We start from the raw sequence: 24,613 nt of genomic DNA, 5'->3' as shown, positions 1-24,613 counted from the left end.
AATATGGGATTATATGAAAAGGTAAAAGAGCTTTCACGATACGGGGAAGTAGTTAGCGGAGATAGGAAAGAAAAATATCTTGTAAAGCAAATTAAGGCTCAGTTCGAGCCCCACTTCGATGAAATTAAGATATACCCGACTGAAGTCCTTAGTTGGTCTAATAAGGAACTAGAAATAGAATGTGAGGGGGGAAAAGTTCCTAAAAGCGATATAGTTACACTACCTTACTCGCCTTCAGCTGATCTCGAGACTGAGAACTATAAGATAATTAGTTTGAATAACTTGACGGAACTAAACGTAAAATACGGATTACTTGGTAACGAAGGAAAAGTACTAATTTTTACATTAAACGATGATACTTTACGAAAGGTAGTTTTGAAAAATAGAATATTACTCCAGAATTCTCCTCAACCTCCACCTTATACTCCAGCATTTTTCGTAACCCAAAATACGCTTAAATTTCTTAAAGGTAAATGCAGATTCTATACTGAGAATATCTTTAAAAATTCTATTGGTTACAGTATAGAAGGCATATCTAACAGAAAGAATGATGAAAAAATATATGTTACTGCGCATCACGACCATTGGTTTTACGGTGAGCATGACGATCTCGTTGGAGTAGCGTTACTGACTGAACTCATGAATGAAAAGTATGATAACGAAATCCATGCTATATCATTTACTGCAGAAGAGAGCGGTTGCTATTTTGAAAGTTTCTCGTGGGCATGTGGCTCTAAAACGTTCGTGGAAAATAATGCAAAGAGACTTGAAGGTACAAAGTTTGTTCTTTCGCTTGATAATATAACCGACTCTCTCTATGTATACTACACGCCAATATTGTCTATACCCCTTTCTAATAACATCACAGATGTGAGTTATCCGTCGCCTTACACAGATAGTTATAGATTCTTAAGTGCTGGAATCCCAACCATATCCTTTCATTCCATAAATTACAAGTATTATCATTCTAGTCACGATATATTGACAGTAGAGGAGGCTAAAATAATAGAGGAAAATATTATCCCTTTGATAATAAACACCTTAAGGAATACTAGGCTAACTTCATTGCAAGTTTTTATGAACTATATTAAAAACCAAGTTATTGAGCTACCAGTAGAAATTAAAACACTAATTACTAACATTGAAGGTAAAAGATTTAATTATAATACAATCCTTCCTCTTTATAAATCAATCCTCTATTCTAACGGAAAAATAATGACCACAATTTTCCACACGCTTAAGGGAATAAAAGAAAGTTACTTTGATATTTATATAGCACTAGAAGACTTTGGAGAAATAGAACACAAGGAAGGTTCTAGCGAGGTCAATTATTTCACGTATTTAAATCGTCTATACAGAGAAGAGACTAAAAAATTCTACGCTCTATTATCAGATATATTTTAGAATATTTCCTCTAATTCCTTTAGATTATTTACGACGTAATCCGCATATAATTCGGCGTATTTAACTCGCCCTTTTCTATCAACAAGTATAGCTCTTAATCCAGCTTTTTTAGCCGCTAAACAATCCTTTACTGGATCGTCGCCTACCATAACACATGAACTAGTATTAAGGCCCATCTTTTCACAAGCAACTATAAACGGTTCTACATTAGGCTTAGGCTTGATATTATTTTCTCCTCCTATGATGATTATGTCGAAATAAGAAATTAGAGGAAACTTTGAAAGCCTTGATTTCTTATCTCCCCACTCTCCATCACTATTTGTTATTATGCCTAGTTTGAAACCTTTCCTCTTTAAGTACTCAATAAGGTCTAATGCATCCTCGTAAGGCACGTTATTGGATACAACGCTCCAATAAATTTGCGTCCATTCGTATAAATCCTCCATCCCTGCTTTGATTCCCAACCTATCTAAAGCTGTCTGCCACCATATTTTTCTGTCATAAACGCCTTCTTCATCTAAAGACTTAGCTACCTCAAAAACAACTTTCTTAATTTCATTTTTTTCAAGCTTATTATTTGAATAATTCTCTACTACGTAATTGTAAATATCATCTACTACTTTCTGTAATGCTTCGTGTGATTTTTCCTCAAAAGAAACCAATGTATTATCAAAGTCGAAAAAAATAGCACTAGTATTTCTAAAAACGTTAATCTCTTCCATATACAATCACGATAAGAAGTCCTCAACTTTAGGCAATTGCTTGGGCTTTCCTTTTCTCTCCCTTATTTTCATAACGATATCAGTTAGTAAGCTGTCTGGAACTGGAGCCCATCTGCTAAACTCAGTTCCCCAGAATGCTCTACCCGCACTTGCTGCTCTCAATTCACTGGCTAATTCGAAAGACTCTGATACTGGGATCTCAGCGGTAATCCTGGCAACGTTTCCGCTTTGAGTCATGTCAAGTACTTTTCCTCTTTTCCTAGTTATAACTCCAGATACATTACCTACGTACTCCATTGGTACTCTTATGTCAAGCTTCTGTAAAGGTTCTAATAATGTGGGCTTAGCGGTTAGGAAGCCCGCGAAAATCGCATTTCTCACTGCTGGGTATAACTGAGCTGGGCCCCTATGGGCTGGGTCTTCATGTATTACTGCGTCGTGAAGCACTACTTTTACTCCTCTAACGGGTTCAAATGCTAATGGACCCTCTTTCATAGCTAGCCTATATCCTTGGATTATAGTGTCCATTACTTCTCTCAGGTGTTGTACACCACTGGTTGCATCAACGAAGACGTTTATGTTTTCATCAATTGCTACTATCTTTTTAGCCTCATCATAGTCCCAACCAGCATTATCTCTCAATATCTTAGCCATCTCTTTATTGTCCATATCCTCCTTTATTGTACCGTTCGCAATAAGCTCGATAGTCTCATTATTTAACGGCTCTACACTTATATACAACTTATTGTGCTTATTGGGCGACTTACCTTCAAACACTTGACTCTTAGCTCTTATGCTTTCTCTATAAACTATAATTGGTGGTGTTGTTACTACGTCTACACCGTAATTCTCTTTTAGTAGTTGTAACGATACTTCTAAATGAAGGAATCCCATACCTGAAAGCAAGTATTCGCCAGTCTCCTCATTAATTTTTACAACTAAGTTAGGGTCTTCAATACTTAGCTTTCTTAACGCATCAATCATCTTAGTTAAGTCTTTCGGATTCTTCGGTTCTACTGAAATAGTCACTACTGGCTCTGAAACGTAGTGTAGGCTCTCAAAGCTTCCAAAATTAGTGTCTTTGAACCTCACATCTATTGCTGTCTCACCTGACCTCGCCGCGTCAAGACCTAGTGCAGCTGCAATGTTACCAGCTGGAATCTCTTCGGCTAATTCCCTCGTTGCACCCATGTAAAGGCTTACTTGTAAAACTCTTTGCTGCTTCTTAGCGTTCACAAGCCAGATTTCTTCTCCGGCTCTCAAAGTTCCTGAGAACACTCTACCAGTAGCAACAAGACCGGCATGCGGGTCAACTTTCATATCGTTGATCATGAGTACGATAGGTCCGTTAGGATCTGCATTGAGCATTGCCTTTACTAAATCATTGTCTAAGTCGCCTTTCCATATCTTCGGAATTCTATACTTCTGAGCCTCTCTCGGGTTCGGAACTAACCTAATTACAGTGTCTAAAAGAGCCTCATGTATGGGAGATTTTGAACTTAATTCTTCGATCTTTGATTTATCTCCGCTCGAGTAAGCGTTTACTACATCACTGAATTTGACTCCCTTTTTAGCTGCCATGGGGACCGTGAATCCCCACTTATCCTTAGCTGAACCAAATACCACGTTACCTAGTTCTGGTCTTATTCTCCATTGCTCTTTAAATTCTGGTTCAGCATACATCTCTATTAAGTTGTTAACTTCCATTATCAGATCCGTAAGTTTCTTCTGAACTTCTTGAGGACTAAGTTTTAGCTCTTTTACCAATCTATCTACTTTGTTTATAAATAGAATAGGTCTTACCCTTTCTTCGAGGCTCTGCCTCAATACTGTTTCTGTCTGTGTCATTACTCCTTCTACTGCGTCAACAACAACAATGGATCCGTCTAAAACTCTAAGACTTCTAGTTACTCTACCACTAAAATCTACGTGACCTGGTGTATCAATCAAGTTAATTACGTAACCTTTACCTTCAACCTCGTGGTAGAGGCTGACGTTAGCAGCCTTTACTGTGATACCTCTTTGTTGCTCTACAGATAGATAATCTAACGCTAATGCCTCACCAGCAACTTTCTGGGAAATAATTCCTGATGCTGCTAATAATGTATCACTCGTTGTAGTTTTACCGTGATCTACATGAGCAATTATACCGATATTTCTAACTCTTGTTACATCTTTCATTAAAGACAGTACTTGTTCTACTGTCTTATAACGTGGCAAGGCTTATATCACCGTATTTAGTTAGTAAGTAATGAGTTTGAATATTAAAGTGTATTGGGAGTTATACTTACGATAGTTTATAACTTTCTCAACTGTGAGAATAATTAATTAAAGTTCATTGATTATCAATTTTACTCAATATATGAGCGAAAATATCCAATAAGATTGTTTCATAAATTAAATTTTTATTATAAGAACTTACTTAATCAATATATGAGCGAAAATATTGTATATGATGTGATCATAATTGGAGCCGGAATAGCAGGTTTGAGTGCAGCCCTTTATACAGCAAGACAGAAAATGAAGACATTAGTAGTGTCAAAAGATTTAGGAGGACAACTTACGTTGACCGAACTTATAGAGAATTATCCCGCAATAGAGTCATCTACCGGACTTGCCTTAGCTCAAAAAGTAGAGAAGCAGGCTAAAAAATTCGGAGCTATGTTTATTTACGGAGAAGAAATAAATAAGATCGAGAAAAAGGGAGATATTTTCTTAGTAAAGGGAATAAAAGGAGAGTATACAGCAAAGGCTTTGATCCTTGCATTCGGTAAAACTCCTAGAGAACTCCATGTGAAAGGAGAACAAGAATTTAAAGGAAAAGGTGTGTCATATTGTGCAATATGCGATGCCGCTTTCTTTAAAGACAAACCTGCGGCTGTAGTAGGTGAAGGAGAACCGGGGTTAGAGGCGATAGAGTTACTTTCCAGATATGCAAAGCCAGCTTATTATATATCTAGATCCGCAGTGTTAGTAGGTTCAGACGAAAATCTAGTTAAGGGTGTACTTAGTAACAATAATATAAAGTTATATTTAGGGTATACTGTAAAGGAAATACAAGGAGACCAGAAAGTTTCTAGAATAGTGATAAGTAACTTAAAAGACGGAAAGACTGAGGTGTTAGAGGTAGAAGGAGTTATTATAGAGATGGGTTATGAGCTGAGAACTGACTTTGTAAAAGATTTAGTGAAATTAAATGATAAAGGAGAAATTATAGTTGATGAGCTAGGAAAAACAAGTATGGAGGGTGTATTTGCGGCTGGTGATGTGACATCAACTCCCTACAAACAAGCAGTAGTAGCAGCAGCGGAGGGAGTTAAGGCAGCCTTATCGGCATACAATTATCTTAGGAGTAAATCTGGCTTACCACCGGTCAATGTTGATTGGAAGGCCGAGAAAAAGAAATTCAGTATGCAATTAAGATTGTAACTTAGAGAAAATCTAATATCCCTCCTGATTTTTTCTCCTGCCTATTTTCGCTATCAGCAACATACTTTGTATGAAGAACTCTGTAAATTTCTTCAGCTCTTTTTCTGCTCCCTATGACTTTTTCCAGTTCTGTAATAGAGGCCTTACATAATCCTTCTATTGAACCGAATTTTTCTAAAAGCTTAGGCGCTAATTTACTACCTACGTGAGGCAAAGACTCCACGACGTATATTTGCATATCTTTCAAGCTCTCAAACTTAGGCTTATCATGAAGATTGATAATACTTCTGTATCCATTATCTTGATGATTTACTACTTTATCAGCTAGTTTATATAGAATATAAGCAGTATCTCTTTTGCTCGTAGAATAGATAATCCTAACTTCATAGTCCACTAATGCGGATATAAGGGCAGCATTTATTGCGTCCCATTTATCCGTAATATTTCTCACATAATCCAGCTTTCCTTCAACGAGTAAGAAGGGTTCTTCATAAGCTTCCTTCAGCCTTGACAACTGGTCGAAAAACCTCTTGTCATAAACTGAAGCTACTAAGTCAGAAACCGACTTCCTTTCTACCCCGATCCTCTCGGATATAACATAATCTGCAACGCTTAAATTTTCTAAAACAACAACCACACCAAAATCTTTAAGAAGATCTGGAATCCCACTTTCCTTTTCCCTATAGTCTGCATAAATGCGTAACACAGTATAAAAAATCGTTGTAATGACTACTTAAGCCTTTGGTACTCCACTGCCTTGTGGATAATACTTAGCCATTAATTCGTTGACCTTCTTTTGCCTCTCTTCGAGTTGTGCTCTCAACTTAGCCTCTTGGTTCTGATAAGTCCTTGACCTTAACTCAAGTATAGTCTTCTGTTCGTCTAGTTCTTTCTGAATCTCGTCTTTATTGACCTTAACTAATAAGTTTCCTACCATTTTATATACTATAGCATCGGAAGGTAGCTGAGTTAATTCTTGCAAAACTTTATTTACTTCACGTAATTGATTATCTATAACACTTTTCTCTGTTAATACTCTATTAAGTTGATCTTGTAATTGCTGAAGTTTTACAATCTCAGCCTTAAGCTCGGGGGGTATTCTTTCGGTCATTATTTTTCACCCTGTTTAATGTCTCTATTATTGTGTATATCCAGGATATATAAGAGTTCATTATAGCTCTTCCCCTACTTATCGAATTAGCACTTATTATAATAAGACTTTTATCCTTGTCAATATTTACTACTCTTTGGTCTACCTTCTCCAATAATATCGAATTAAACAAAATTTTCCTCAAGCTGTCATCTACATTCTCAAATTTGATTTCGATCAATACCTTCATTATAATCAAACCTAATTATGGGACCTAAAATATTATTTTGGTTATCTAAGAACTTTACTTGATACAACTTCTTATTACCTTCAGTGATAATCGCCTCGCCGTATGCATATGCATCACATGAAGATATCGAATAATAGCCTAAATCTAGTAACAATTTCTTTATTGTATCATGTTCTATTGACCCTATACATCCTTTTCTTACTTTTTTTGAATCTTTTTCGACCTTTAGTATCTCTTTCCTCAATGTTACTCCCAAAATTCTAAGGTTATACTCTAGAGAAGAGGTATAAAGATCATAAACTAGAAAAAACCAAGGATTACCCTTTCTTATCCCAACAACCACAAGATACGATGCTTGAAAAAACTTGGCTTTCCTAAGAATTGCATCTAGGCTTTGTCTACCTCTGTTTATACGCTTTGAGAAAGGTATAATATCTTCGAGTTCATTCAAAAACGATCTAACTCTAACCGGGGCGTCTCTAGTAGACGTGAGAATAACTCTAGTACGGCGTATAGGCAAGCCCCGCCCACTTTGCGCCGCACTTCTCACAATACCATATACCGGCCGCTAACCTGACTACCTTACCGGTAGTTTTACACACAGGACATTGATGATCTTTATACCTTTTCTCCATTATTTCTTTCCACTTTTTCCTCAGCGATGATCCATATCTCGGTCCAAATCTACCTGCTATTCCGGTAACTTTCCCCATAGTTCTTCACACTCTTAAAGGTTAAGGTACTTTTTAAGTTCTTCGAGTAAATATTGAGCTGCACTCCTACTTATATTCTCCATCATATCTACATCTTGCAAAGTTAGACTACCACTGAAGTTCTTCTGCATACCAACTATCCTACCATCTCTAGTATATGAGATTGATAACTTCACATCAGCTATACTTTCCTCATCAATGTTCGGATCTACAATAATATGGTTTCCTATTTTCGCTGCAGTTACAGTAACAACTGGATAATTAATTGGAATAATATCAGTTTTTTCCTCTCTTATAATACGAACATTCTCTCCCTCTACCTCTATCTTAGGTAACTTTGTATTATACAACGCGGCTACTGAAGCTAAAGTACAAGCATCAAGTATATTTCCGTCATAGTTAAGTACATAGACGTCAACCCATGCTGTCCATATTTTTTTACCAGGTATAATCACTAATTTTGATAGATCTACAGCCTTGGAATCCCTTAAACTTCTATCAACTACTCTTGCTAACTCAATAGCGTTCTCGTCTGGTGGACCGGGTTCAAAAGTCTCATAAGCTAATGGTAATAACTCAACGTTAACGACCAAATTACCTTGATTTGGAGTATCTGGAAATGGTTCCTCTTCTTCTAGTTTTACACCAGCTAAAACAGTAGTGTCACCTAACTTAACTAGAGCCGAGCCCTCAGCTTTTTTTGCATATCCCAAAGTTATCGAAAGTTTTCTATATTCGTTCAACTTTCTGCCGTCTATCCTGACTCCTCTATCTAATGCTGCTAGTATATTCTCCTTTTTAACAAACGGGACTATATTTTGATTAGAAGGTGTAACTGACATTTCTTTTACTCCTCCTTATATTCTGCGTACTTCTTCCTCAAAGCATCTTTTTGTAAATTATAAATAATATTAATCCCTTTTTGAGCAAGCTCAAGACCTTTCCTAAACTCTTCAGGAGTCATATTACCGTTAAGTTGAAGCAAAGCTACTTGTCCTAGAGAGGGAAGCATTGCGACAGGCATATCAGCTTCTCCCCACATATCTTCCGGCTCATTAAGATCTAAAACTATTATTCCATCAGCTTTTCCTACTGCCACCCCTGCTATCAAATCCCTCAAAGGTATACCAGCATCAGCTAAAGCCATCGACGCTGCCATAAGAGACACTAACCTAGTTCCTGCATCTGCCTGCAAGACTTCCATAAAGACATCTATAACTGTTCTCGGAAATAATTCAGTTAACACTGTAGACTCTAAAGCCTCTCTTATAACTTTAGATAACTCAATTTCACGTCTACTGGGTGCAGGATTTTTCCTCTCATCTGTCGAAAAAGGTGTCATATGATATCTTACTCTCAAAGATGCCCTATCTGGCAAAGCTAAATGCCTTGGGTGCATCTCCTTTGGTCCATAAACCGCCGCTAGTACTTTGGTATTTCCCATTTCAAAAATAGCCGAACCATCTGCGTTTTTCAATACTCCCAATTCTATCTTTATAGGCCTCATTTCGTCAGGTCTTCTACCGTCAGTCCTTAGCCCATTTTCAAGTATTAGTCTTGGCTTCTGCACTTGCATCATTTTTACTCCCACCTAATTTCTCTCTCAAATAAGCTCTTATTCTTTCTGTTAAGCCTTTTATATGCGACTCTGATTGAATGATGTTGATGGCACTTATTGCCGTTTCTTCACTTAAGCTATTTGCACATTTTACGAGAATCCTACCATTCTGAGCTACTTGGATATCACAACCAGTCTCTGATGTTAAAACCTCTAACATACTCTTATTTTTACCTATAACTCTTGGTACTTTAGCAGGAGAGATCTCCACTATAACCCCAGAAGATATTCTACCCAATCCTTTACCTTTAACTGTTAAAACTGGATTAATTGTCCTATCATATGCTTCAACTTTTGCTAATATATAATCACCTATGTTTAGAAACCTCCTCAGATCTTCTCCTGGTGCTATTGCCCTTCCTAGCAAGGAAGACGCTGGTAAATATGCAGAATAAAAAGATTTAATATCGACTACCCATCCATATATTTCTATGTCTTCGATCAAACCTATGACTGTATCCCCGATTCTAGGATAATAACGCTGACCCTCAAGAGGTATTACCTCGAAAATATTTCCTTCTTTTACGCTGAGAAGTCCCGTAATTGCCGAATAATACTTATTACCTATCTTGTAAAAATAAGGAGACCACGGAACTTGGAATTCTCCCTCAGCTATCAAATCACCTGGTGTGACAATACTCCTATCTTGATAGAAAATTTTAGAACCTGAATTTTCTACCATCTATTTCACCTGGACAATTTTCACTTCAACCTCTCCTTTAGTTAGAGAATTTAGCTTATCTATAACTTCCTGTTGAGCACCAGCCGGTATCTCTATTTCAGCTACTAATGTCCCATCTCCCAACCAATTAGTCTTCTTTACCTCTCCCAAATTATGTAACTGAGACTTAACCTTTGAACTGTATTTAGGATCTACTTTTATCTCAATTAAAGCCTTGGCTATCTTTATAGGAATTACTTTAGCTATTTCCTTTACAATCTGTAATGCTTGTCCCTCGACGTCCTTATTTGGATCGATTTGAACTTTAGCTTGTTCCATAGCCATTTCTATTCTAGTTCTAGGAATTGGTAAATTAGTTTTTGGATCTATCGCGTTCCTAGCTATATAATCTATCACTTGTTTCCTTTTATTCTCTAGTATTTCCTTTCTTTGTTCTGCCGTTAGCGGTATCTCACCTTTTAGTATTATCTGTTTAGCCACTTCTTCAAAATCAGTAGTACCAAATACTTTCTTTAGGGAAGAAGGTGATGCTTTCAAACCTTTTTTAACATCTTTATAAATAGTATCTGAAACGACTACGTCAGACAAGCTAACACTCTTCCCATTTCTTAAATCCATAGCCTCTTTCGGTCTCACTAATATTTCAAACCTTTCTCCCCCGTGTTCGTATCTAGCAATAACCATTTCCTCCTTTTTCGTCATATATTTTTTAACGCCCCCCTATAACTTCTGTAAAATAGAAGTTCTTTCCTCAACCGCCATCTTCCTGAAAATTCCGACATCTGTAGAGGCATAGCCTATTTCTACCGTAGAGGAAGTTAATTTCTCACCAGGTTTTAATGTAGAAGCTAAAGCCCTGAGTGCTAAAAGTATCGTATCTTCTACTGATAAATCTTCTTTATAATTCTTCTCTAGATACTCAGTTGCCACAGAACCTCCTTGTCCAATTGCTACTGCATAATAAGGCATGAACTGTCCGCTAGGCTCTGTCATAAGTAATTTTGGTATTCCCCCTTTGTCAACTCCGCCAATTATCAGTGCTACACCAAATGGTCTTACTCCACCATGTTGTGTATAGGCTTGCTTTATATCAGCCACAAGTTTGGTCAAATAGTCAATATTTATAGGCTCGTCATAAATTAACCTATGTTGTAGTGCTTGAGACCTAGCATAGTCAATTAAAATTCTGCCATCTGAAGCTAAACCGGCAAAGCTACAACCTACATGATCATCTAGCAGATAAACTTTCTCTATATTGTCAACATCTAATAATTGTGTTGCTTTCTTTTTCTCTGATAATAGTACTACTGCAGACTTTGTTTTAACTCCCAAAGTAGTCCATCCTTTTCTTACAGCTTCAAATGCATAATCTACTTGGTATAATGAGCCATCTGGAGAGAATATGGTTATGGCTCTATCATATCCCATTGCCGCTGGTCCAAATGCCAATTTTTTCTCCCAATTATGAGTACATACTTTAGGTAAAAAAGTGTTATTCAGCTCGTCGCGTACACATCATTCTTACAGTCTGGGACGGCGTCATCATCTAATACCTATTAATTTCTTTGCCCTTTTTAAGCTTCCTGTAGTTCTTCTGGGGACTAGTAAAACTTCTTGCCCGTTGATGCTCTTTACGAGAGGTAGACTAGCGATAACTATTTTGTATCCAGCTCTAGTACTCGATATAACCCCGTAATTTTGGTAAGTTAATATTACTTTTGGGTTAGAAATCTCTAGCCAAGCCTTACCTCCTAATTCCTTTACAGCATTACGAATTGCCGATTCTAATTCAGCTTGTGGAAAAGGGGTAGGGATCATTTCGAATACGATATATCTTTTCACCTTAACGTTTTTACCAGCCCTCAATTTTTTGAAATATATCACCTTATACCTAATTGAATATAATGTGAGAATGACAAGCCAGATAAATATAACGACATCAATAAGTAGTTGTCCTATCATAATTACCAATTAGTAATGTAGGGTTATTATAAATCCACTTTAACGCGTCGCTCTCATTAGCACCCAATGTTACTAAGAGGGAAAATTTAGATAATGGAGACCATATTTCATTAAACTTTGAAGCACACGATGAGAGAATAGGATATTCAATCCACTTATTCCACTGGATTACTTTATAGATGACGTCTACCTCTAGGTTTTTTAACTGCACTTCAACCGGCTTCTTGGCTTGTCTTATTAAATTCAAACTACCCTTCTTACCAATTAGTCCTATGTTTTTTCTGTCTAGTATCAAAGCTGCTACTTTGGGAGATTGTAAAGAATACTTAAAAGCCTCAAATGATAGTGGCTTTACGAACAAGATTACCTTATTATCTTTAATCTTACGTATATACTTAGCTATCTCCTCTTTAGAACTTAATTCCAAAGAAAGTCTATATCTGGAGTCGTACTTATCCTCTGAAAGAACTTCATCGTAGCCCAGTTTTTTTGCATACTCTCTTAATTCAATTGTCTTTACGCAGGTCTCTACTAACAAGATATTTCAGCTCTTCAACAATTTCATCTGTATTCCTAAAGTTCTTAAAGGATATTACTAATTTTATAACATCATCCCCATCTCTTAGGAAAATCTTATTTTCCTCTATAAATCTCTGCTTATCTATCCTTAAATGTAATTTTCCTTTGTCAGTCCTTGACTGTAAAGTAGACGCTAACAAAATTAGATCCATCTTGTCTAATGAGTTAAGAATCTTCTCGAAAACATTTTGAGCCTCTCTTCCTTTCATTTTGTATTCTATAATTTCAATTCTATTGCCGTAGTGACCTTGAACTACGCTATCCTTGACTTCGGCATTGTCTAAGCTAAAAAAGGACTCTAATGAGTTAAGTATTTTATTTCTATCTTCTGTTTCGTGACAAAATACAGAAATTGAAATAAAAGCTACCTTCATTTCCCAGGTATCTTATTGAAATTCTGTAATCTATAGTACTTTGAAGCTTCGTGTCTTTTCTTTAGTTCTCTCTCCTTCTGTTTCTTCTTCCACTTATGTGATATCGTTCCTTTTAACCCTCTACTCTTCCTTAATCCTCTAGCTTTCTTTCCAGCACTTGTTAAACCTCTAAATACCCTCTTCCTATTAGCAGGGTCTTGTAACCACTTTAAGTTAGGATCAGCCTTAATGACTGGGTGGTTTGGATCGACCATTATTATCTCATAGTATTTATACAAACCGTCCTCTCCGACATAATAACTACCTAAGACTTCTAAGTTGGGGAACTTTCTTGCAGCTCTTTCTTCGGCAATCCACCTATACCCCTTAGATGGGGAGTATCCATAAACACCCATTCTTTTGGGTCTCCTGCCGCTGTTAGGTCTAGGCTTATTTAAACCTCCTCTTCTTACTCTAACTCTGACTACTACAAAACCTTGCTTAGCCTTGTAACCTAAAGCCCTCGCTCTATTTAATCTAGTCGGCTTCTCTATTCTTACAATAGCTTCATCTCTTCTCCATTCTATTAACCTTTTCCTCAGCACACTCTTTTTCCACTCCTCTTTTTGCCATGTCGCTTCTATGTGACTATACATTGATGATGCCATAATTCTTCTACTCACTTAATTAACAACTAATTAATAAACTCATTTGTCCGATAATATCTTGAATGATAACTGTAGGACTGATAGGAAAAACAAACGTAGGGAAAAGTACATTTTTTGCTGCTGCAACTATGTTAGATGTAGAGATAGCTAATAGACCTTTCGTAACTATTGAACCTAATGTGGGTGTTGCATACGTAAAACAACTCTGTGTACATAAAGAGTTTAATGTTAAATGTAACCCCAGAAATTCAATATGCATCAACGATTATCGCTTTATTCCAGTTAAACTAGTAGATGTGGCAGGATTAATTCCAGGTGCCCATGAGGGAAGAGGTTTAGGAAATAAATTCCTTGATGAGTTAAGAAAAGCTGACGTGTTAATTCATGTAGTAGATGCTAGCGGAAGTACAAATGAAGAAGGAATTCCAGTAAAACCGGGTATAAGGGATCCTGAAGAAGATATAAGTTTCATAGAAAAAGAAATTGAGGAATGGTTCTTTTCTATTATATCTAAAGATTGGCAAAAGTTTGCAAGAACCGTCGATCTCACTAACAGAGATCCCGTGGACGAGCTTTTATCTAAGCTCTCAGGGCTATCAATTAACAAATATCACATTATAGAAACACTCAGAGAAACAAAGTTAGAAAATCTAAAATTAATGCAATGGAGCGAAGAAGATCTCAGAAATTTTAGCAAAAAACTTAGGAAAATTTCTAAACCTATTATCATAGCAGCAAATAAGTCAGATATACCAGAAGCAAAACAATTTATCCAAAAACTTACTAAAAAATACAAGTGGGTAATACCAACTAGTGCAGAGGCAGAATTAGCTCTAAGAAAAGCTGCTAAGAGCGGCTTGATAGAATATATCCCAGGTGAAAGAGACTTTAAGGTGCTAAAACAACTCCCTCAAAAACAGAGAGACGCATTAGATTATATAAAGAAAAACGTTTTAGAAGAGTACGGGAGCACCGGAGTTCAGCAGGCGATAAACTCAGCTGTATTTGATGCTCTGGGAATGATAGTGGTTTATCCCGTAGAGGACGAGAAAAAGTTGACAGACCATAATGGTAACGTACTTCCGGACGCGATATTAATACGAAAAGGATCCACGCCGAAAGATTTAGCTCAAGAAATACACTCTGAGCTTGCTAAAGGTTTTCTCTATGCAATAAATGTTAGAAACAAAATGAGAGTAGGAGATGATTATAAGTTACAAAATAACGATATAATAAAAATAGTTTCATCTACTGCTAAGCCCTGAAAAATTCACCACGCCCTACATCTCTATTTACCACAGCCCCAGGATATATCCTAGCATAAGCTCCTATCTTAACACCAGGTAGAATTGTAACATTTATACCCGTTCTCACGTGACCTCCTATTATAGCACCAAGTTTTTTTCGTCCGCTTCCTACTTTTTTGCCTTTGATATTAACCTTTACTTCATCCTCATCAAACCTCAGGTTAGCTATTAGAGTACCAGCCCCAAAATTCACATCTTCAGCAATAACAGAGTCCCCTACATAACTTAAATGAGGGATTTTACTTTCTTCCATGATTACGCTCTCCTTTATCTCCACAGCATTTCCTACCTTATTATCTTTTACTAGAACAGTATAAGGACGTAAATAAGAGTTGGGACCGATAACGCTTCCTTCCCCTATAAAAACTGGTCCTTCTATATATGTACCGGATTTTATTTCTACTCCGTCTCCAATGACAACCTTTCCCTTAATTTTTACATTTTCTTCTACTTTACCGAAATTTTCACTGGAAGGTAAATTGTCTAAAACCCATTTATTCACATCTAATATGTTCCACGGCTTCCCTATATCTAGCCAAAATCCTTGATATCTAATAACCTTGACTTGCGATTCTTTAGCTAGCATCGTCACGGCATCAGTAAGTTCTAGCTCACCTCTTTCGGATAGGGAAATTTTATCTAGGTAGGCAAATATGTCAGGAGAAAACTTGTAGATCCCTCCGTTGATAAGGTTAGAAGGCGGTATTTCTGGTTTTTCTATTATTTTTGATAAGTTACCGTTGTTAATTACCAGAACTCCGTAATCCTTAGGATTTTTCACCTCTACGCCAAGGATTGCGTTTTTTTCGCTTAAGAATTGCTTAAGAACACTCTTATCTCCTATAAACACGTCACCGTAAATTAAGATAAAGTCATCATTAATTACTGAAGATACAGCTTTCAGTGCAGCTCCAGTTCCTTTTCCTTCCTTCTGTTCGATTAATGCTACACCACTTATGTTTTTTTCAAAATATTCTTTATGATCAGGACTTATTACGACCAAAACCTCATTTACGTACTTCCTTACCTGCTCTATTGTATCAAGAATTAAAGGTTTATCCAAGATAGGAATAAAAGGTTTAGGACGAGTATGAGTAATAGGTTCTAATCTTTCACCTTGACCTGCAGCTAATATTACAGCTTTCATAAAAATGTTATGATGCAGGAACTTTAATTACTTTAGTTTTCTCGACCTCTACCTTTCTAAGAGGATATATCTTCTTAGCCTCTTGAAATATATCATTAGCTAGTTTACCAAATACAACGTCTTGTACAAATTGATCAAATGTCGATTCTGCAGCCTTCTTTGTAACAATGTCAGCCATTATCTTCCTAATAGCTGTTTTTTGTGACCTATGAGCCCTGTATGTAGTAAGAGCTAATCCCTTAACCCTAACTACATACCCGTCCTGAGTTGTTACATCTATTATTGCGTTTATTTTCGAACTTTTTCTTCTAATTAAAGACCTAATATAGTCTCTGGATAACTCATGACCTGCGAATCTCGTTACTACTCTTTCTCCTTCATTCCCTACTATCTTAAAATATAAGTGCACATAAACCATACTAAAATCTCCGGTTAAATCATAAAGTGTTGCCTCAACTTTTCTGTTAATCGTCTGCGAGACATCGAAAGCTGGAGTACTACCTAAGGGTACTTCCCCAAATACTTTAGGTGCTAGGATTGTAAACCACTTCTTAAGCTTCCACTTGTCCTTAATCGTCGAGCTAGCTTTTGATGACATGACTAACTTTTAATCCAACAACCTTTATAAAAAATTTTCACTCTATTTCATCTTCACTCTTTCCCTCAGCAATGCTAACTTTTACGTACACCTTTCGTAAAAGCCTTATAATCGTCCTTGCTTCTACCTCATTAGAGATACCTTTTAGAAGAGCTCTCTTGAGGGCAATATACATGTACTCGTCTCCTTCACTACGTTTTAACATATCTACTATTTTTTTAGAGTAATAATCTAGGAGTTTGATGGACTCACTCGAAATTCTCTCACCCTCATTTGTTTCTGCCTTTTTAACGTTTCGTAACTTGAAAACTTCATATAAAATTATACTGACTGCATGGGATAAATTCAAGACTGGGTATTCAGGATTTCCAGGTATATATAGTAAGAAGTCTGCCTTCATGATCTCCTCTCTTGTTAACCCTACGCTTTCTCTACCAAATATTAACCCTATTTTCTTGTTATCCTCAATAAATCTGTCCAGATTCCATGGTTTAATCGACTTTCTCAATAAATCTCCTTCATTATCTGCTATGCTTGAGGTAGCTATCTTTATATCAAGGTCTTCAATCGCGTCATCGTAATTGGAAACTATAACGACTTTCTTTTCTAATATCTCCCTACCTTGGGCAGAGAAATTAATTGCTTCCTGCATGTTACATTTAGGATTAATTAAATAGAATTCATCTACACTAAAATTCTTTACAAGTCTAGCTATAAAACCTACGTTATATGCTCCTTCAGGTTCCACGACGATGAGCCTTATCATTAGCTACCAACTCCAATCCCATAATTGTCTCATAACCTATTGTTATTTCCCTCTTATCTGTTATTTTATAATTTATATATTTAATTTCTATAAGTAAATTGTCTAAATCCGATAAAGAGGAGAATACAATATATATTCTTTTAGCTCTAATACTATTAAGAAATCTCAGAAGGACTTCGATCCCATTCTTACCTCCAGACCAACTATACCCTATCCAAGAATTGTACTCTTCGTAAGGAAGGTAAGGTGGATTAAAAATAGCTACATCATAAGCTACATCCTTACGTAAACAAGAGAGAAGATCACAGTTAATTATATCAAATTTCTCGGGGTTCACGTTATTTAGTTTAAGGGTGCATAGAGTTGCCTCAGTTGCATAAGGATTTATATCAATAAACGTAACCTTAGCCCCTTTTCTTATTGCATAGAAACCTAGAATGCCGCTTCCAGATCCCATGTCTAATACTTTGTCTCCTTGATTGATCTTCAAAAGATCTAGGAGTATTTCTGTATCTTCCCCTGGTTCATAAACGTTTTCATTTATACATATTCTATACCCAGAAAATTCAATAACTCTATTACTTGACATGGTTTAAAGTCCCTTATCCTCCTATCTGAAGTGACATTTAATCCACACAATTTAGCTACTGAATTGAGTTTTTTATTCTTATACGAACTAACACACTTTAGAACTTCGTCCACATGCCGATTATAATCTCTAACTCTCTCGAAGATTGCTATTTGAGAATAAACTCTAGGTCTAGGTGAAAAAGCTCTCGGAGGAATTATATCTTTAGAATGGATGGTAAAATGATAGTGGAGTGTAAATGATATATATGTAGCCTTGTTGAAAACTTTGTCTATAAAATCTTTTTGTAATAGAAGAACTAGTCTAAATATCCTAGAATTTTTTACCATTTCTCTCATAAAATCATAAGTTATATAGTAAGGAAGTGATGAAACTACCTGACCCCTAAAAAAAGGCGAAGCTACGGCATCGGCTATTACGAGGTTATAATCCTTCAAATACTTAGTTAATGAATTATCAATTTCAACAGTTAAGTCCGGTCTTAGTAATGTAGTTAAAGCACCTTTTCCTCCTCCTACTTCGATAATAGGTCTCTTGGAAAAATCAACGTAAGAAATTACTTTGTTTATGGCTGTTAAATCTATTAAAAAATGCTGACCCTTACTGGGCATCTTTACTCAATCTTTCCAAATAGCCCAAATACACGAAGTGTTCTGTAGGTTTTTTCTTCTCTTCCAATGGATATACAAAGAGATAGTATTTTTCACCTCCTTGTATTTCCTTTATTATTCTTTCTACTATTATTCCGATAACGTCCTTTATCCCGACTCTTTGTTCTATATCTCTCAAATCTTTAAAGGGTTCTTTCTTTCGTTCTTCTAAGATTGTCTTCAACGTCTTCTTCCCAATATTAGGTAATAGCTCGAGTGCGTGTAATTTTAACGTTAAAGGCTCAGCTTTATTGAAAAACTCCGTAAACAACTTGGCTTTATTTTCTACTATTAATCTCAGTACTTTCACTAGTTCATCCTTAGCAACAGACGTGAGATCCTCATATGTGATGTGAAAGTCTATCTTCAGATAAGAGTTGTCTACTAACTCTATTCTCTGCTCCAACTGAAAGTCTTGGTGGGAATTAAGAGGAGAAGCTTCCATAAGCATGAAATAATCTTCTCCTACTAGTTGGAGTACTGGTCTGTTTTTATGTACAGTGTGTTTGTCAAGAGGATTACCTTCCCTTAGATAGTCTAGGACGTATACTGCTTTCTCCATCCGCTCCTTAATTGGTCTTTTCCTTTGCATACAGTGTATTATATAATTTTAAAAGTAAAAACCTCAACTCTCCATATGGTTCTTAACTATTTCAATAATCTTTTGGACTTGTTCTGTAGTATAAGTTGTGGAAGTATCAGTTGCCAAAATAATTCTAACCTCGTCTATAGTCTGAGGGCATAGGCTAGCAATCATAGCCCTAAGTTCTTCTTTTTTAACTATTTCCTTTAACTCCTCCATTATTTGTTCTGCTCCCTTACTATCACACTTTGAGATAGAATTTAAGTAATCGAACGTCCTCTGAAGTAGATTCGATGAATTACCATTACTTATTAAATCTTGTAGGTATTTTTTAGCTACAGAATAAGGAATATGATGCTCTTCTATAACTCGAATGGAATAGGACAAAAATTTTCACCTTTTAACGCCATTAAAAGGTTCTAAATGTTCAGGTCTGACGATAATTACCTTCTCCTTATCACCAAGGGTTACTTTAACCTCGTAAGCCTTTCCTCTCTTTCCCACTATTATACCTACTCTACCATGATATCTTCTGTGGGGCATCCCCTTATGTATAGAGGGATTGATTCTTATTGTTACGTATTCTCCCTCCTTATACTCATACATTAAAGAACTTAAAGGTGGTACAGCACCACGCTCCCTAACGCTTTTTGTTAGTAACTTTCTAGTCCTAGTCCTATAACCTTTAGAGTGAGCAACCATACTATATTTACCCCTAAAAACTACAATCAGAGTATAAATTAAGATTTTTGCTTTTTATTACAATCCCTAAGCTGTTCATTGTATCATATAAGTTCACGTATAGGCGGGTAAAATAAATCCTTAATAGCATGGGAAAGAAATATAAAGTCAGACATAATATGAAATACTTGCGCGGGGGTGCCCGAGCTGGTCAAAGGGGGCGGACTTAAGACTCCGCGGAAGTGATCCGCTGGCGTAGGCCTGCGTGGGTTCAAGTCCCACCCCCCGCATACTTTTCATATTCCTATTTTCTTTATCGTTAAATTGCATTTCAGCCAAGAAAGCAAATCCTTAAGAAAAGCTCTTCATAACCATTTTACTTTTTAGCATATAAGACTCATCATGTTTATTAAACTAACCAAGGAAAACCAGTGGGCCCGCGGGGACTTGAACCCCGGACCACCCGGTCTCTCAAAGACGTTATGAGCCGGGCGCTCTACCGGGCTAAGCTACGGGCCCTAACACTATAATAGTGTTAAGGAATGTTTTAAAAATGTTATGGTCGTTTTTACCAATTAAACCTAACAGAGGAATCCCATCTCTCCCTCAATACTGCACACTATCAGAATTAGTTAACTAAGTTAATCCATAAGGAAAAGGAATTGAGTTTAACATCTTTGTAAAATTATCTGTAACTTTTCGTTTTTCCTAGTAAATCGCACACATTCTAATTGAATCTGACTTCGAAATGGGAGAGCCCCAATCTAAATTGATTTTCCTTATCCAATATGATGATAGGGTTATAGGAAGAGCACCTAGGAAGTAGCTATGACCATTATTGACATATCAAAGTAAGGAAGAGACATTGCCATCCATTAAATCATCTCTTTAACAAATTCGCCGTAGGTATACTTAAATTTCCATGTGAAGATTAAGCAAAGGAGGTTAAAATATGGACTATAAGGTTAAAGACCTCTCACTCGCAGAGCAAGGTAAAAAGCAAATAGAATGGGCAGAACTTCACATGCCAGCTTTAATGGAGATTAGAAAACAGTTCGAAGCGGAAAAACCTCTTAAGGGGATCAGAATAAGTGCAGTCCTTCATGTGACTAAGGAAACAGCTGCGCTAGTCAAGACGCTAAAAGCCGGAGGAGCTGAGGTTGCTTTAGCTGGAAGTAATCCCTTATCAACACAAGATGATGTTGCTGCAGCCTTAGTCGAAGAAGGTATACGCGTCTTCGCATGGAAAGGCGAGAACGAGAATGATTATTACAATAACATTAAAGAGATAATGAAGTATGAGCCTCAAATAGTTATGGACGATGGTGGTGACCTACATGCTTACATACACGAGAATTACTCAGGGAAAATCATAGGAGGAACTGAGGAGACAACGACAGGAGTTATCAGACTAAAGGCTATGGAAGAGGAGAAAGTGTTGAAATACCCCGTGGTAGCAGTAAATAATGCATTTACAAAGTATTTATTCGACAACAGAATAGGGACTGGACAGAGCACTATCGATGGAATTTTGAGGGCTACCAATATTTTGATAGCTGGTAAGGTTGCCGTGGTGGCAGGTTACGGATGGGTAGGTAGAGGTATAGCTCAAAGGCTTAGAGGTATGGGAGCTAGGGTTATTGTCGTTGAGGTATCGCCTTTAAGGGCTTTAGAAGCGGTAATGGATGGTTTTGACGTCATGCCTATGAGTAAGGCTGCGGAAATCGGAGAGATATTCGTAACAGCAACTGGAAATATTAACGTTATAAATAAGGAACACTTTCTGAAAATGAAAGACGGAGCGATATTAGCTAACTCAGGTCATTTTAACGTGGAGATAAATGTGAAAGGGTTGAGAGAAATAGCAAAGCAAGTGAGGACTATAAGACCTTACCTTGAGGAGTATACGCTAGATGACGGTAAAAGAATATACTTATTAGCTGACGGTAGATTAGTGAACCTTGCGGCGGCTGAAGGACATCCGAGCGAAGTTATGGATTTAAGCTTCTCTAATCAAGCCTTGTCAGTGAAGTACCTTATCGAGAATAAAGACAAGTTGGAGCCGAAAGTGTATAATGTTCCTCAAGAGATTGACGAAACTGTAGCTATGCTAAAACTAAGAGGAATGGGAATAGAGTTAGAGCCCATGACCAAGGAGCAGATAGAATATATGAAGCAGTGGAGATACGGAACTTAAAACAATCTTTTTAGCTCAGAAGTTTTTCAACTTCTTTAAACGCTGAAGGATCTCCTAAAACGAACAAGGATTCCCCAGGCTTCACTTCAGTTTCTTTATCGAAATAGGGATCTAAATGACCGTCTCTAAGAATTGCGATCGGAATTACCTTGGGAGGAAGATCTTTTAGCTTTATTCCCTTCTTAACGTCGAACACTCCTATTGAGTACTCTCTTTCTCTGCTTGAGTAGATAATACCTGCAAAGGAGTTAGAAAGTGAGGCAAATGCTAGCATTCTTCCCATTATATCCTCATAGGGTATAACCACATCTGCACCAGCTGTTTTCATAATATCTATCATTGAAATGTCCTTAACCATAGTAACTACTTTTAAAGGAGGATTTAGTTTTTGAACTCTTAATGTTACTAGAAGTGTTTCGGAATCGTCGTCCATTGCAATTATCGCGGCTGATGCCTTCTCAACTCCTGCTGATATTAGATTATTTTCTTCTTTTGGATCTCCCAGTATTACATTATCCCCTTTTAGTTCTTCATAAAGAATTTTAGACGAAGTTAAAACTACGTAATCCCTTCCTAATTGCTGTAACTTTCTGGCAGCTGAAACTATGCTTTCAGCATTTCCTATCAAGACTATGTGGTTTACCATATGTTGTCCTCTCCATCTCGCTCTGGCATCTATCCATGTATTTTTATTTACAAGGGTTCCAATTAAAGATTGAACCATAGATGCAAAAAGACCTACAGTGAACAAGATCAGTACGGTTAAGAACAATTTCTCATTACTAGGCATTGTGTTGATGTCTGGAGCGTAAAGACCTACAGTAGTTATGACGTTTACAGCAGCGTAAATTGCTGAAATCCAGTCGAGATGTTGATAATAGACGAATACTAGTGCTATTACGTAAACTACTATTGATAGAATTGCTAATTGAGGGTATATTTTTCTAAGAACTGAGTACGGTGCAGCAAAAATCTCTAAAAAACGTAAGACGAACTTATTCCAAAATTTTATTCTATCCACAAATTACGTTAAGTATTACTGAGTATTAAAAGGCATTTAAAAAAAGAACTCAGAAAGTAACTAACTCTTCTTTTCTTGTTGTCCCGATTTAGGTAGTAGATAGATCTTATTCCCTATTATAGAGTTATTTGGCACTAATACCGTTGTTCCGTCTGGCTTGCTTAAATATGTGAATAATGTACTAACTTCTTCAATTATTCCTTCTTCGCTAAGAATATTAACATGATCCTTAATCCTAAATGGCCTAGCTAGAAGGATGAACATGCCAGCTACTGCTTGGCCTAGAACTTGTTGTGATGCAAAACCTATTACAATTCCTATAAAACCACCTAATGCTACACCTGCGGCCCCTCCAGCTACTCCACCGGCTATTGTAGCTACTAATGCTCCAATTCCTATTAGTCTAAAAACACTTCTCATTGAAGCAGCGGTCGAATGGTCGTACTTTAATCTCAAATTCCAGTATAAAACATTAGCAAATGCTTGAACTATAAAGTATCCAAACAATAGCGATAATAGAACATTTACGTAAGGTTCGTAGCCGGCTACCGATTGTGTACTTGCAGAGGCGTTGGTAGAACTGCTAGACGAACTGATATAAGGTATACTAGGTAATGAGGTAGTCACTTTCTCTAAAATGGGAAAAACTAGGTTGTTGATTATCGCTTCTACTACCACATAGAGCACTATATAAAAAATTAATTTACCAGTTGCTTCTCCTATTTTCTTCCTTATTTCTTTAATATCGGTTATTTCCTCGTCTTTCATCATTGGATCTGATATTTCTCAAAAATATAAAATTATTGCTACTTAAAATAATTTTCTATGTTTTTTCTCATTACCATATTTTTAATCACATAACAGCAGTTATGGGAATCTTAGGGAGGTAATACTAAGAAGTCGGTATTAGCGAGAAGTTTTTAATTTTAGACGTCTTCATACTGAAAAGATGTCAAACGGAAAAGGACAAATCGAGTTAGCCAAGGAGAAGTTGGTCAAGGCAGTGAACCAGATACTGGGCATAGTGAGGAGGAACGAGAGGAGCAGGAGGGTAGGACTAGCACTAGCCCTCATGACCCTGCTAGGTGGGAGGTCCAGCGTGAAGAATGTTGCTGAGACGTTCGGGTTAGACTACGCGAACCTGCTGGAGGCGTTGGGGGAACTCGAAGACGCGTGGAGGGACTACTTGAAGGTCCTGTCGGGGCTGGTGAAGGGTGAGGTGGCAGTAATCATAGACGACACCGTGGACCACAAGGAGTACTCCCGGGGGAAGGACGTGAGCCCCCACGGGAACTACTGGATCTACTGCCACACCCACGGGAGGTTCGAGAGGGGTGTGCAACTCCTCACGGTCGCCATAGTAGACCTCTCCACGGGCAGGGCGTTCATGGTGGGAGCCTTCCCCTACGCCGTGAGGAAGATGTTGGATTTGGGGATGGTCACCGAGTTCAAGACCAAGATCGACTTGGCCAAGGAGATGTTGGACGTCAGTATGGGAATCTCTTTTTTAGCGTAAAAAATGAGATGAATAAAATACATAAAAAGTCGAAAGAATAAGATTTTTCGTAGAAAAGTTTGTATAAACGAGGGCGGACCTAATTATA

The 24,613-nt window shown here is 37.0% G+C and carries 29 protein-coding genes, 2 tRNA genes and 1 pseudogene; 6 read left to right on the top strand and 26 right to left on the bottom strand.

What is annotated here, in order from left to right:
* Window positions 1-3: 3 nt before the first annotated feature.
* On the top strand, window positions 4-1,404 hold the full coding sequence (locus WIW52_RS07055; RefSeq protein WP_337709523.1) for a M28 family peptidase: 1,401 nt from the start codon (window positions 4-6) through the stop codon (window positions 1,402-1,404).
* On the opposite strand, the gene WIW52_RS07050 is transcribed toward WIW52_RS07055, so the two are convergent.
* Together WIW52_RS07050 and WIW52_RS07045 are read right to left on the bottom strand one after the other, a co-directional pair.
* On the bottom strand, window positions 1,401-2,126 hold the full coding sequence (locus tag WIW52_RS07050; protein ID WP_337709522.1) for an HAD family hydrolase: 726 nt from the start codon (window positions 2,124-2,126) through the stop codon (window positions 1,401-1,403). The two genes, WIW52_RS07055 and WIW52_RS07050, sit on opposite strands and share 4 nt — an antisense overlap.
* Window positions 2,127-2,132: 6 nt before the next feature.
* Entirely contained in the window at window positions 2,133-4,346 is a 2,214-nt protein-coding gene (locus WIW52_RS07045) for an elongation factor EF-2 (protein ID WP_337700740.1), read from the bottom strand.
* 213 nt (window positions 4,347-4,559) lie between these two features.
* Here WIW52_RS07045 and WIW52_RS07040 point away from each other — a divergent pair, with 213 nt between their 5' ends.
* On the top strand, window positions 4,560-5,555 hold the full coding sequence (locus WIW52_RS07040) for an NAD(P)/FAD-dependent oxidoreductase (RefSeq protein ID WP_337709520.1): 996 nt from the start codon (window positions 4,560-4,562) through the stop codon (window positions 5,553-5,555).
* A gap of 1 nt (window position 5,556) precedes the next feature.
* On the opposite strand, the gene xpf is transcribed toward WIW52_RS07040, so the two are convergent.
* The 13 genes from xpf to WIW52_RS06975 all read right to left on the bottom strand — a co-directional run bounded on the left by xpf (window position 5,557) and on the right by WIW52_RS06975 (window position 13,470).
* Window positions 5,557-6,261: a 3'-flap repair endonuclease Xpf gene (gene xpf / locus WIW52_RS07035; RefSeq protein ID WP_337709518.1), complete on the bottom strand. Its 705-nt coding sequence runs from the start codon at window positions 6,259-6,261 to the stop codon at window positions 5,557-5,559.
* A 27-nt stretch (window positions 6,262-6,288) separates the two neighbouring features.
* Window positions 6,289-6,666 (bottom strand): prefoldin subunit beta, encoded by a 378-nt coding sequence (locus WIW52_RS07030; RefSeq protein ID WP_337700746.1) that lies wholly within the window; start codon window positions 6,664-6,666, stop codon window positions 6,289-6,291.
* A gap of 200 nt (window positions 6,667-6,866) precedes the next feature.
* Window positions 6,867-7,415, bottom strand: coding sequence for a Brix domain-containing protein (locus tag WIW52_RS07025; RefSeq protein WP_337709516.1), 549 nt, complete (start codon window positions 7,413-7,415; stop codon window positions 6,867-6,869).
* Window positions 7,396-7,608, bottom strand: a complete 213-nt coding sequence (locus WIW52_RS07020) for a 50S ribosomal protein L37ae (protein WP_156005136.1) — start codon at window positions 7,606-7,608, stop codon at window positions 7,396-7,398. Before WIW52_RS07020 ends, WIW52_RS07025 begins: the two co-directional genes overlap by 20 nt.
* Before the next feature lie 14 nt (window positions 7,609-7,622).
* Window positions 7,623-8,450, bottom strand: a complete 828-nt coding sequence (rrp42, locus tag WIW52_RS07015) for an exosome complex protein Rrp42 (protein ID WP_337700750.1) — start codon at window positions 8,448-8,450, stop codon at window positions 7,623-7,625.
* A gap of 5 nt (window positions 8,451-8,455) precedes the next feature.
* Window positions 8,456-9,187 (bottom strand): exosome complex exonuclease Rrp41, encoded by a 732-nt coding sequence (rrp41, locus tag WIW52_RS07010; protein ID WP_337709514.1) that lies wholly within the window; start codon window positions 9,185-9,187, stop codon window positions 8,456-8,458.
* Window positions 9,153-9,908, bottom strand: a complete 756-nt coding sequence (gene rrp4 / locus WIW52_RS07005; protein WP_337700754.1) for an exosome complex RNA-binding protein Rrp4 — start codon at window positions 9,906-9,908, stop codon at window positions 9,153-9,155. The genes rrp41 and rrp4 overlap by 35 nt, the downstream gene beginning before the upstream one ends.
* Complete coding sequence (locus WIW52_RS07000; RefSeq protein ID WP_337700756.1) at window positions 9,909-10,610, bottom strand: ribosome assembly factor SBDS; 702 nt, start codon at window positions 10,608-10,610, stop codon at window positions 9,909-9,911.
* A gap of 18 nt (window positions 10,611-10,628) precedes the next feature.
* Window positions 10,629-11,357, bottom strand: a complete 729-nt coding sequence (gene psmA, locus WIW52_RS06995) for an archaeal proteasome endopeptidase complex subunit alpha (RefSeq protein ID WP_337709513.1) — start codon at window positions 11,355-11,357, stop codon at window positions 10,629-10,631.
* 93 nt (window positions 11,358-11,450) lie between these two features.
* Window positions 11,451-11,870, bottom strand: coding sequence for an Rpp14/Pop5 family protein (locus WIW52_RS06990; RefSeq protein ID WP_443295606.1), 420 nt, complete (start codon window positions 11,868-11,870; stop codon window positions 11,451-11,453).
* A complete protein-coding gene (locus WIW52_RS06985; protein ID WP_337709511.1) occupies window positions 11,848-12,408 on the bottom strand; it encodes an RNase P p30-like protein in 561 nt (186 codons plus the stop codon). The genes WIW52_RS06990 and WIW52_RS06985 overlap by 23 nt, the downstream gene beginning before the upstream one ends.
* Window positions 12,377-12,823 (bottom strand): RNA-binding domain-containing protein, encoded by a 447-nt coding sequence (locus WIW52_RS06980; protein ID WP_337709509.1) that lies wholly within the window; start codon window positions 12,821-12,823, stop codon window positions 12,377-12,379. Before WIW52_RS06980 ends, WIW52_RS06985 begins: the two co-directional genes overlap by 32 nt.
* Window positions 12,820-13,470, bottom strand: a complete 651-nt coding sequence (locus WIW52_RS06975) for a 50S ribosomal protein L15e (RefSeq protein WP_337709559.1) — start codon at window positions 13,468-13,470, stop codon at window positions 12,820-12,822. Before WIW52_RS06975 ends, WIW52_RS06980 begins: the two co-directional genes overlap by 4 nt.
* A 62-nt stretch (window positions 13,471-13,532) precedes the next feature.
* Between WIW52_RS06975 and WIW52_RS06970 the strand changes: the two genes are divergently transcribed.
* On the top strand, window positions 13,533-14,735 hold the full coding sequence (locus tag WIW52_RS06970; RefSeq protein WP_337709508.1) for a redox-regulated ATPase YchF: 1,203 nt from the start codon (window positions 13,533-13,535) through the stop codon (window positions 14,733-14,735).
* Here the strand turns inward: WIW52_RS06970 and spn are convergent.
* Genes spn through WIW52_RS06930 form a run of 8 tightly spaced genes read right to left on the bottom strand, consistent with a single transcriptional unit; the run spans window position 14,725 to window position 19,812 of the window.
* Window positions 14,725-15,924, bottom strand: coding sequence for a bifunctional sugar-1-phosphate nucleotidylyltransferase/acetyltransferase (gene spn, locus WIW52_RS06965; RefSeq protein WP_337709506.1), 1,200 nt, complete (start codon window positions 15,922-15,924; stop codon window positions 14,725-14,727). The genes WIW52_RS06970 and spn overlap by 11 nt on opposite strands.
* A gap of 7 nt (window positions 15,925-15,931) precedes the next feature.
* Entirely contained in the window at window positions 15,932-16,522 is a 591-nt protein-coding gene (locus WIW52_RS06960) for a 30S ribosomal protein S3ae (RefSeq protein ID WP_337709504.1), read from the bottom strand.
* Between the two features lie 37 nt (window positions 16,523-16,559).
* Window positions 16,560-17,288, bottom strand: a complete 729-nt coding sequence (gene trmJ, locus WIW52_RS06955) for a tRNA (cytidine-2'-O-)-methyltransferase TrmJ (protein ID WP_337709502.1) — start codon at window positions 17,286-17,288, stop codon at window positions 16,560-16,562.
* The gene (locus WIW52_RS06950; protein WP_337709500.1) at window positions 17,260-17,877 is read right to left on the bottom strand and encodes a HemK2/MTQ2 family protein methyltransferase; all 618 of its coding nucleotides are present in this window, start codon (window positions 17,875-17,877) and stop codon (window positions 17,260-17,262) included. Before WIW52_RS06950 ends, trmJ begins: the two co-directional genes overlap by 29 nt.
* Entirely contained in the window at window positions 17,829-18,488 is a 660-nt protein-coding gene (locus WIW52_RS06945) for a 16S ribosomal RNA methyltransferase A (RefSeq protein ID WP_337709498.1), read from the bottom strand. The genes WIW52_RS06950 and WIW52_RS06945 overlap by 49 nt, the downstream gene beginning before the upstream one ends.
* On the bottom strand, window positions 18,478-19,119 hold the full coding sequence (locus WIW52_RS06940) for a DUF655 domain-containing protein (RefSeq protein WP_337709496.1): 642 nt from the start codon (window positions 19,117-19,119) through the stop codon (window positions 18,478-18,480). Before WIW52_RS06940 ends, WIW52_RS06945 begins: the two co-directional genes overlap by 11 nt.
* Before the next feature lie 33 nt (window positions 19,120-19,152).
* Window positions 19,153-19,497, bottom strand: coding sequence for a DNA-directed RNA polymerase subunit F (locus WIW52_RS06935; RefSeq protein WP_337700778.1), 345 nt, complete (start codon window positions 19,495-19,497; stop codon window positions 19,153-19,155).
* Window positions 19,498-19,503: 6 nt separating this feature from the next.
* Window positions 19,504-19,812, bottom strand: coding sequence for a 50S ribosomal protein L21e (locus tag WIW52_RS06930; protein ID WP_337700780.1), 309 nt, complete (start codon window positions 19,810-19,812; stop codon window positions 19,504-19,506).
* Window positions 19,813-19,983: 171 nt separating this feature from the next.
* Between WIW52_RS06930 and WIW52_RS06925 the strand changes: the two genes are divergently transcribed.
* Window positions 19,984-20,081 (top strand) — tRNA-Leu (locus tag WIW52_RS06925).
* 142 nt (window positions 20,082-20,223) lie between these two features.
* On the opposite strand, the gene WIW52_RS06920 is transcribed toward WIW52_RS06925, so the two are convergent.
* Window positions 20,224-20,310, bottom strand: a tRNA-Ile gene (locus WIW52_RS06920).
* A gap of 433 nt (window positions 20,311-20,743) precedes the next feature.
* On the opposite strand from WIW52_RS06920, the gene ahcY reads away from it, so the two are divergent.
* Window positions 20,744-21,988 (top strand): adenosylhomocysteinase, encoded by a 1,245-nt coding sequence (gene ahcY / locus WIW52_RS06915; protein WP_337709495.1) that lies wholly within the window; start codon window positions 20,744-20,746, stop codon window positions 21,986-21,988.
* A 10-nt stretch (window positions 21,989-21,998) separates the two neighbouring features.
* Here ahcY and WIW52_RS06910 read toward each other — a convergent pair whose 3' ends face one another.
* Entirely contained in the window at window positions 21,999-23,009 is a 1,011-nt protein-coding gene (locus WIW52_RS06910; RefSeq protein ID WP_337709492.1) for a potassium channel family protein, read from the bottom strand.
* Window positions 23,010-23,069: 60 nt separating this feature from the next.
* Window positions 23,070-23,780: a mechanosensitive ion channel domain-containing protein gene (locus tag WIW52_RS06905; protein WP_443295602.1), complete on the bottom strand. Its 711-nt coding sequence runs from the start codon at window positions 23,778-23,780 to the stop codon at window positions 23,070-23,072.
* 178 nt (window positions 23,781-23,958) lie between these two features.
* On the opposite strand from WIW52_RS06905, the pseudogene WIW52_RS06900 reads away from it, so the two are divergent.
* Window positions 23,959-24,507 (top strand): annotated as a pseudogene (locus tag WIW52_RS06900) (IS701 family transposase); the annotation flags it as partial.
* Window positions 24,508-24,613: the final 106 nt, after the last annotated feature.

It is taken from the genome of Stygiolobus sp. RP850M (assembly GCF_037389295.1).
GTDB lineage: Archaea > Thermoproteota > Thermoprotei_A > Sulfolobales > Sulfolobaceae > Stygiolobus.
Note: the sequence above shows the minus strand (reverse complement) of the source record. Positions and strands in the feature narration are given on the sequence as shown.

Excerpts from the sequence above, each read along its gene's own strand:
- WIW52_RS06960 (WP_337709504.1), bottom strand. The coding sequence starts at position 16,522 with ATGTCATCAAAAGCTAGCTCGACGATTAAGGACAAGTGGAAGCTTAAG.
- WIW52_RS06990 (WP_443295606.1), bottom strand. The coding sequence starts at position 11,870 with ATGATAGGACAACTACTTATTGATGTCGTTATATTTATCTGGCTTGTC.
- rrp41 (WP_337709514.1), bottom strand. The coding sequence starts at position 9,187 with ATGATGCAAGTGCAGAAGCCAAGACTAATACTTGAAAATGGGCTAAGG.
- WIW52_RS07030 (WP_337700746.1), bottom strand. The coding sequence starts at position 6,666 with ATGACCGAAAGAATACCCCCCGAGCTTAAGGCTGAGATTGTAAAACTT.
- WIW52_RS06970 (WP_337709508.1), top strand. The coding sequence starts at position 13,533 with ATGATAACTGTAGGACTGATAGGAAAAACAAACGTAGGGAAAAGTACA.
- spn (WP_337709506.1), bottom strand. The coding sequence starts at position 15,924 with ATGAAAGCTGTAATATTAGCTGCAGGTCAAGGTGAAAGATTAGAACCT.
- WIW52_RS06905 (WP_443295602.1), bottom strand. The coding sequence starts at position 23,780 with ATGATGAAAGACGAGGAAATAACCGATATTAAAGAAATAAGGAAGAAA.
- rrp4 (WP_337700754.1), bottom strand. The coding sequence starts at position 9,908 with ATGGTAGAAAATTCAGGTTCTAAAATTTTCTATCAAGATAGGAGTATT.
- WIW52_RS06980 (WP_337709509.1), bottom strand. The coding sequence starts at position 12,823 with ATGAAGGTAGCTTTTATTTCAATTTCTGTATTTTGTCACGAAACAGAA.
- rrp42 (WP_337700750.1), bottom strand. The coding sequence starts at position 8,450 with ATGTCAGTTACACCTTCTAATCAAAATATAGTCCCGTTTGTTAAAAAG.
- ahcY (WP_337709495.1), top strand. The coding sequence starts at position 20,744 with ATGGACTATAAGGTTAAAGACCTCTCACTCGCAGAGCAAGGTAAAAAG.
- WIW52_RS06930 (WP_337700780.1), bottom strand. The coding sequence starts at position 19,812 with ATGGTTGCTCACTCTAAAGGTTATAGGACTAGGACTAGAAAGTTACTA.
- WIW52_RS06950 (WP_337709500.1), bottom strand. The coding sequence starts at position 17,877 with ATGTCAAGTAATAGAGTTATTGAATTTTCTGGGTATAGAATATGTATA.
- WIW52_RS07055 (WP_337709523.1), top strand. The coding sequence starts at position 4 with ATGGGATTATATGAAAAGGTAAAAGAGCTTTCACGATACGGGGAAGTA.
- WIW52_RS07050 (WP_337709522.1), bottom strand. The coding sequence starts at position 2,126 with ATGGAAGAGATTAACGTTTTTAGAAATACTAGTGCTATTTTTTTCGAC.
- WIW52_RS07020 (WP_156005136.1), bottom strand. The coding sequence starts at position 7,608 with ATGGGGAAAGTTACCGGAATAGCAGGTAGATTTGGACCGAGATATGGA.
- WIW52_RS06975 (WP_337709559.1), bottom strand. The coding sequence starts at position 13,470 with ATGGCATCATCAATGTATAGTCACATAGAAGCGACATGGCAAAAAGAG.
- WIW52_RS06945 (WP_337709498.1), bottom strand. The coding sequence starts at position 18,488 with ATGCCCAGTAAGGGTCAGCATTTTTTAATAGATTTAACAGCCATAAAC.
- trmJ (WP_337709502.1), bottom strand. The coding sequence starts at position 17,288 with ATGATAAGGCTCATCGTCGTGGAACCTGAAGGAGCATATAACGTAGGT.
- WIW52_RS07000 (WP_337700756.1), bottom strand. The coding sequence starts at position 10,610 with ATGACGAAAAAGGAGGAAATGGTTATTGCTAGATACGAACACGGGGGA.
- WIW52_RS07040 (WP_337709520.1), top strand. The coding sequence starts at position 4,560 with ATGAGCGAAAATATTGTATATGATGTGATCATAATTGGAGCCGGAATA.
- WIW52_RS06940 (WP_337709496.1), bottom strand. The coding sequence starts at position 19,119 with ATGCAAAGGAAAAGACCAATTAAGGAGCGGATGGAGAAAGCAGTATAC.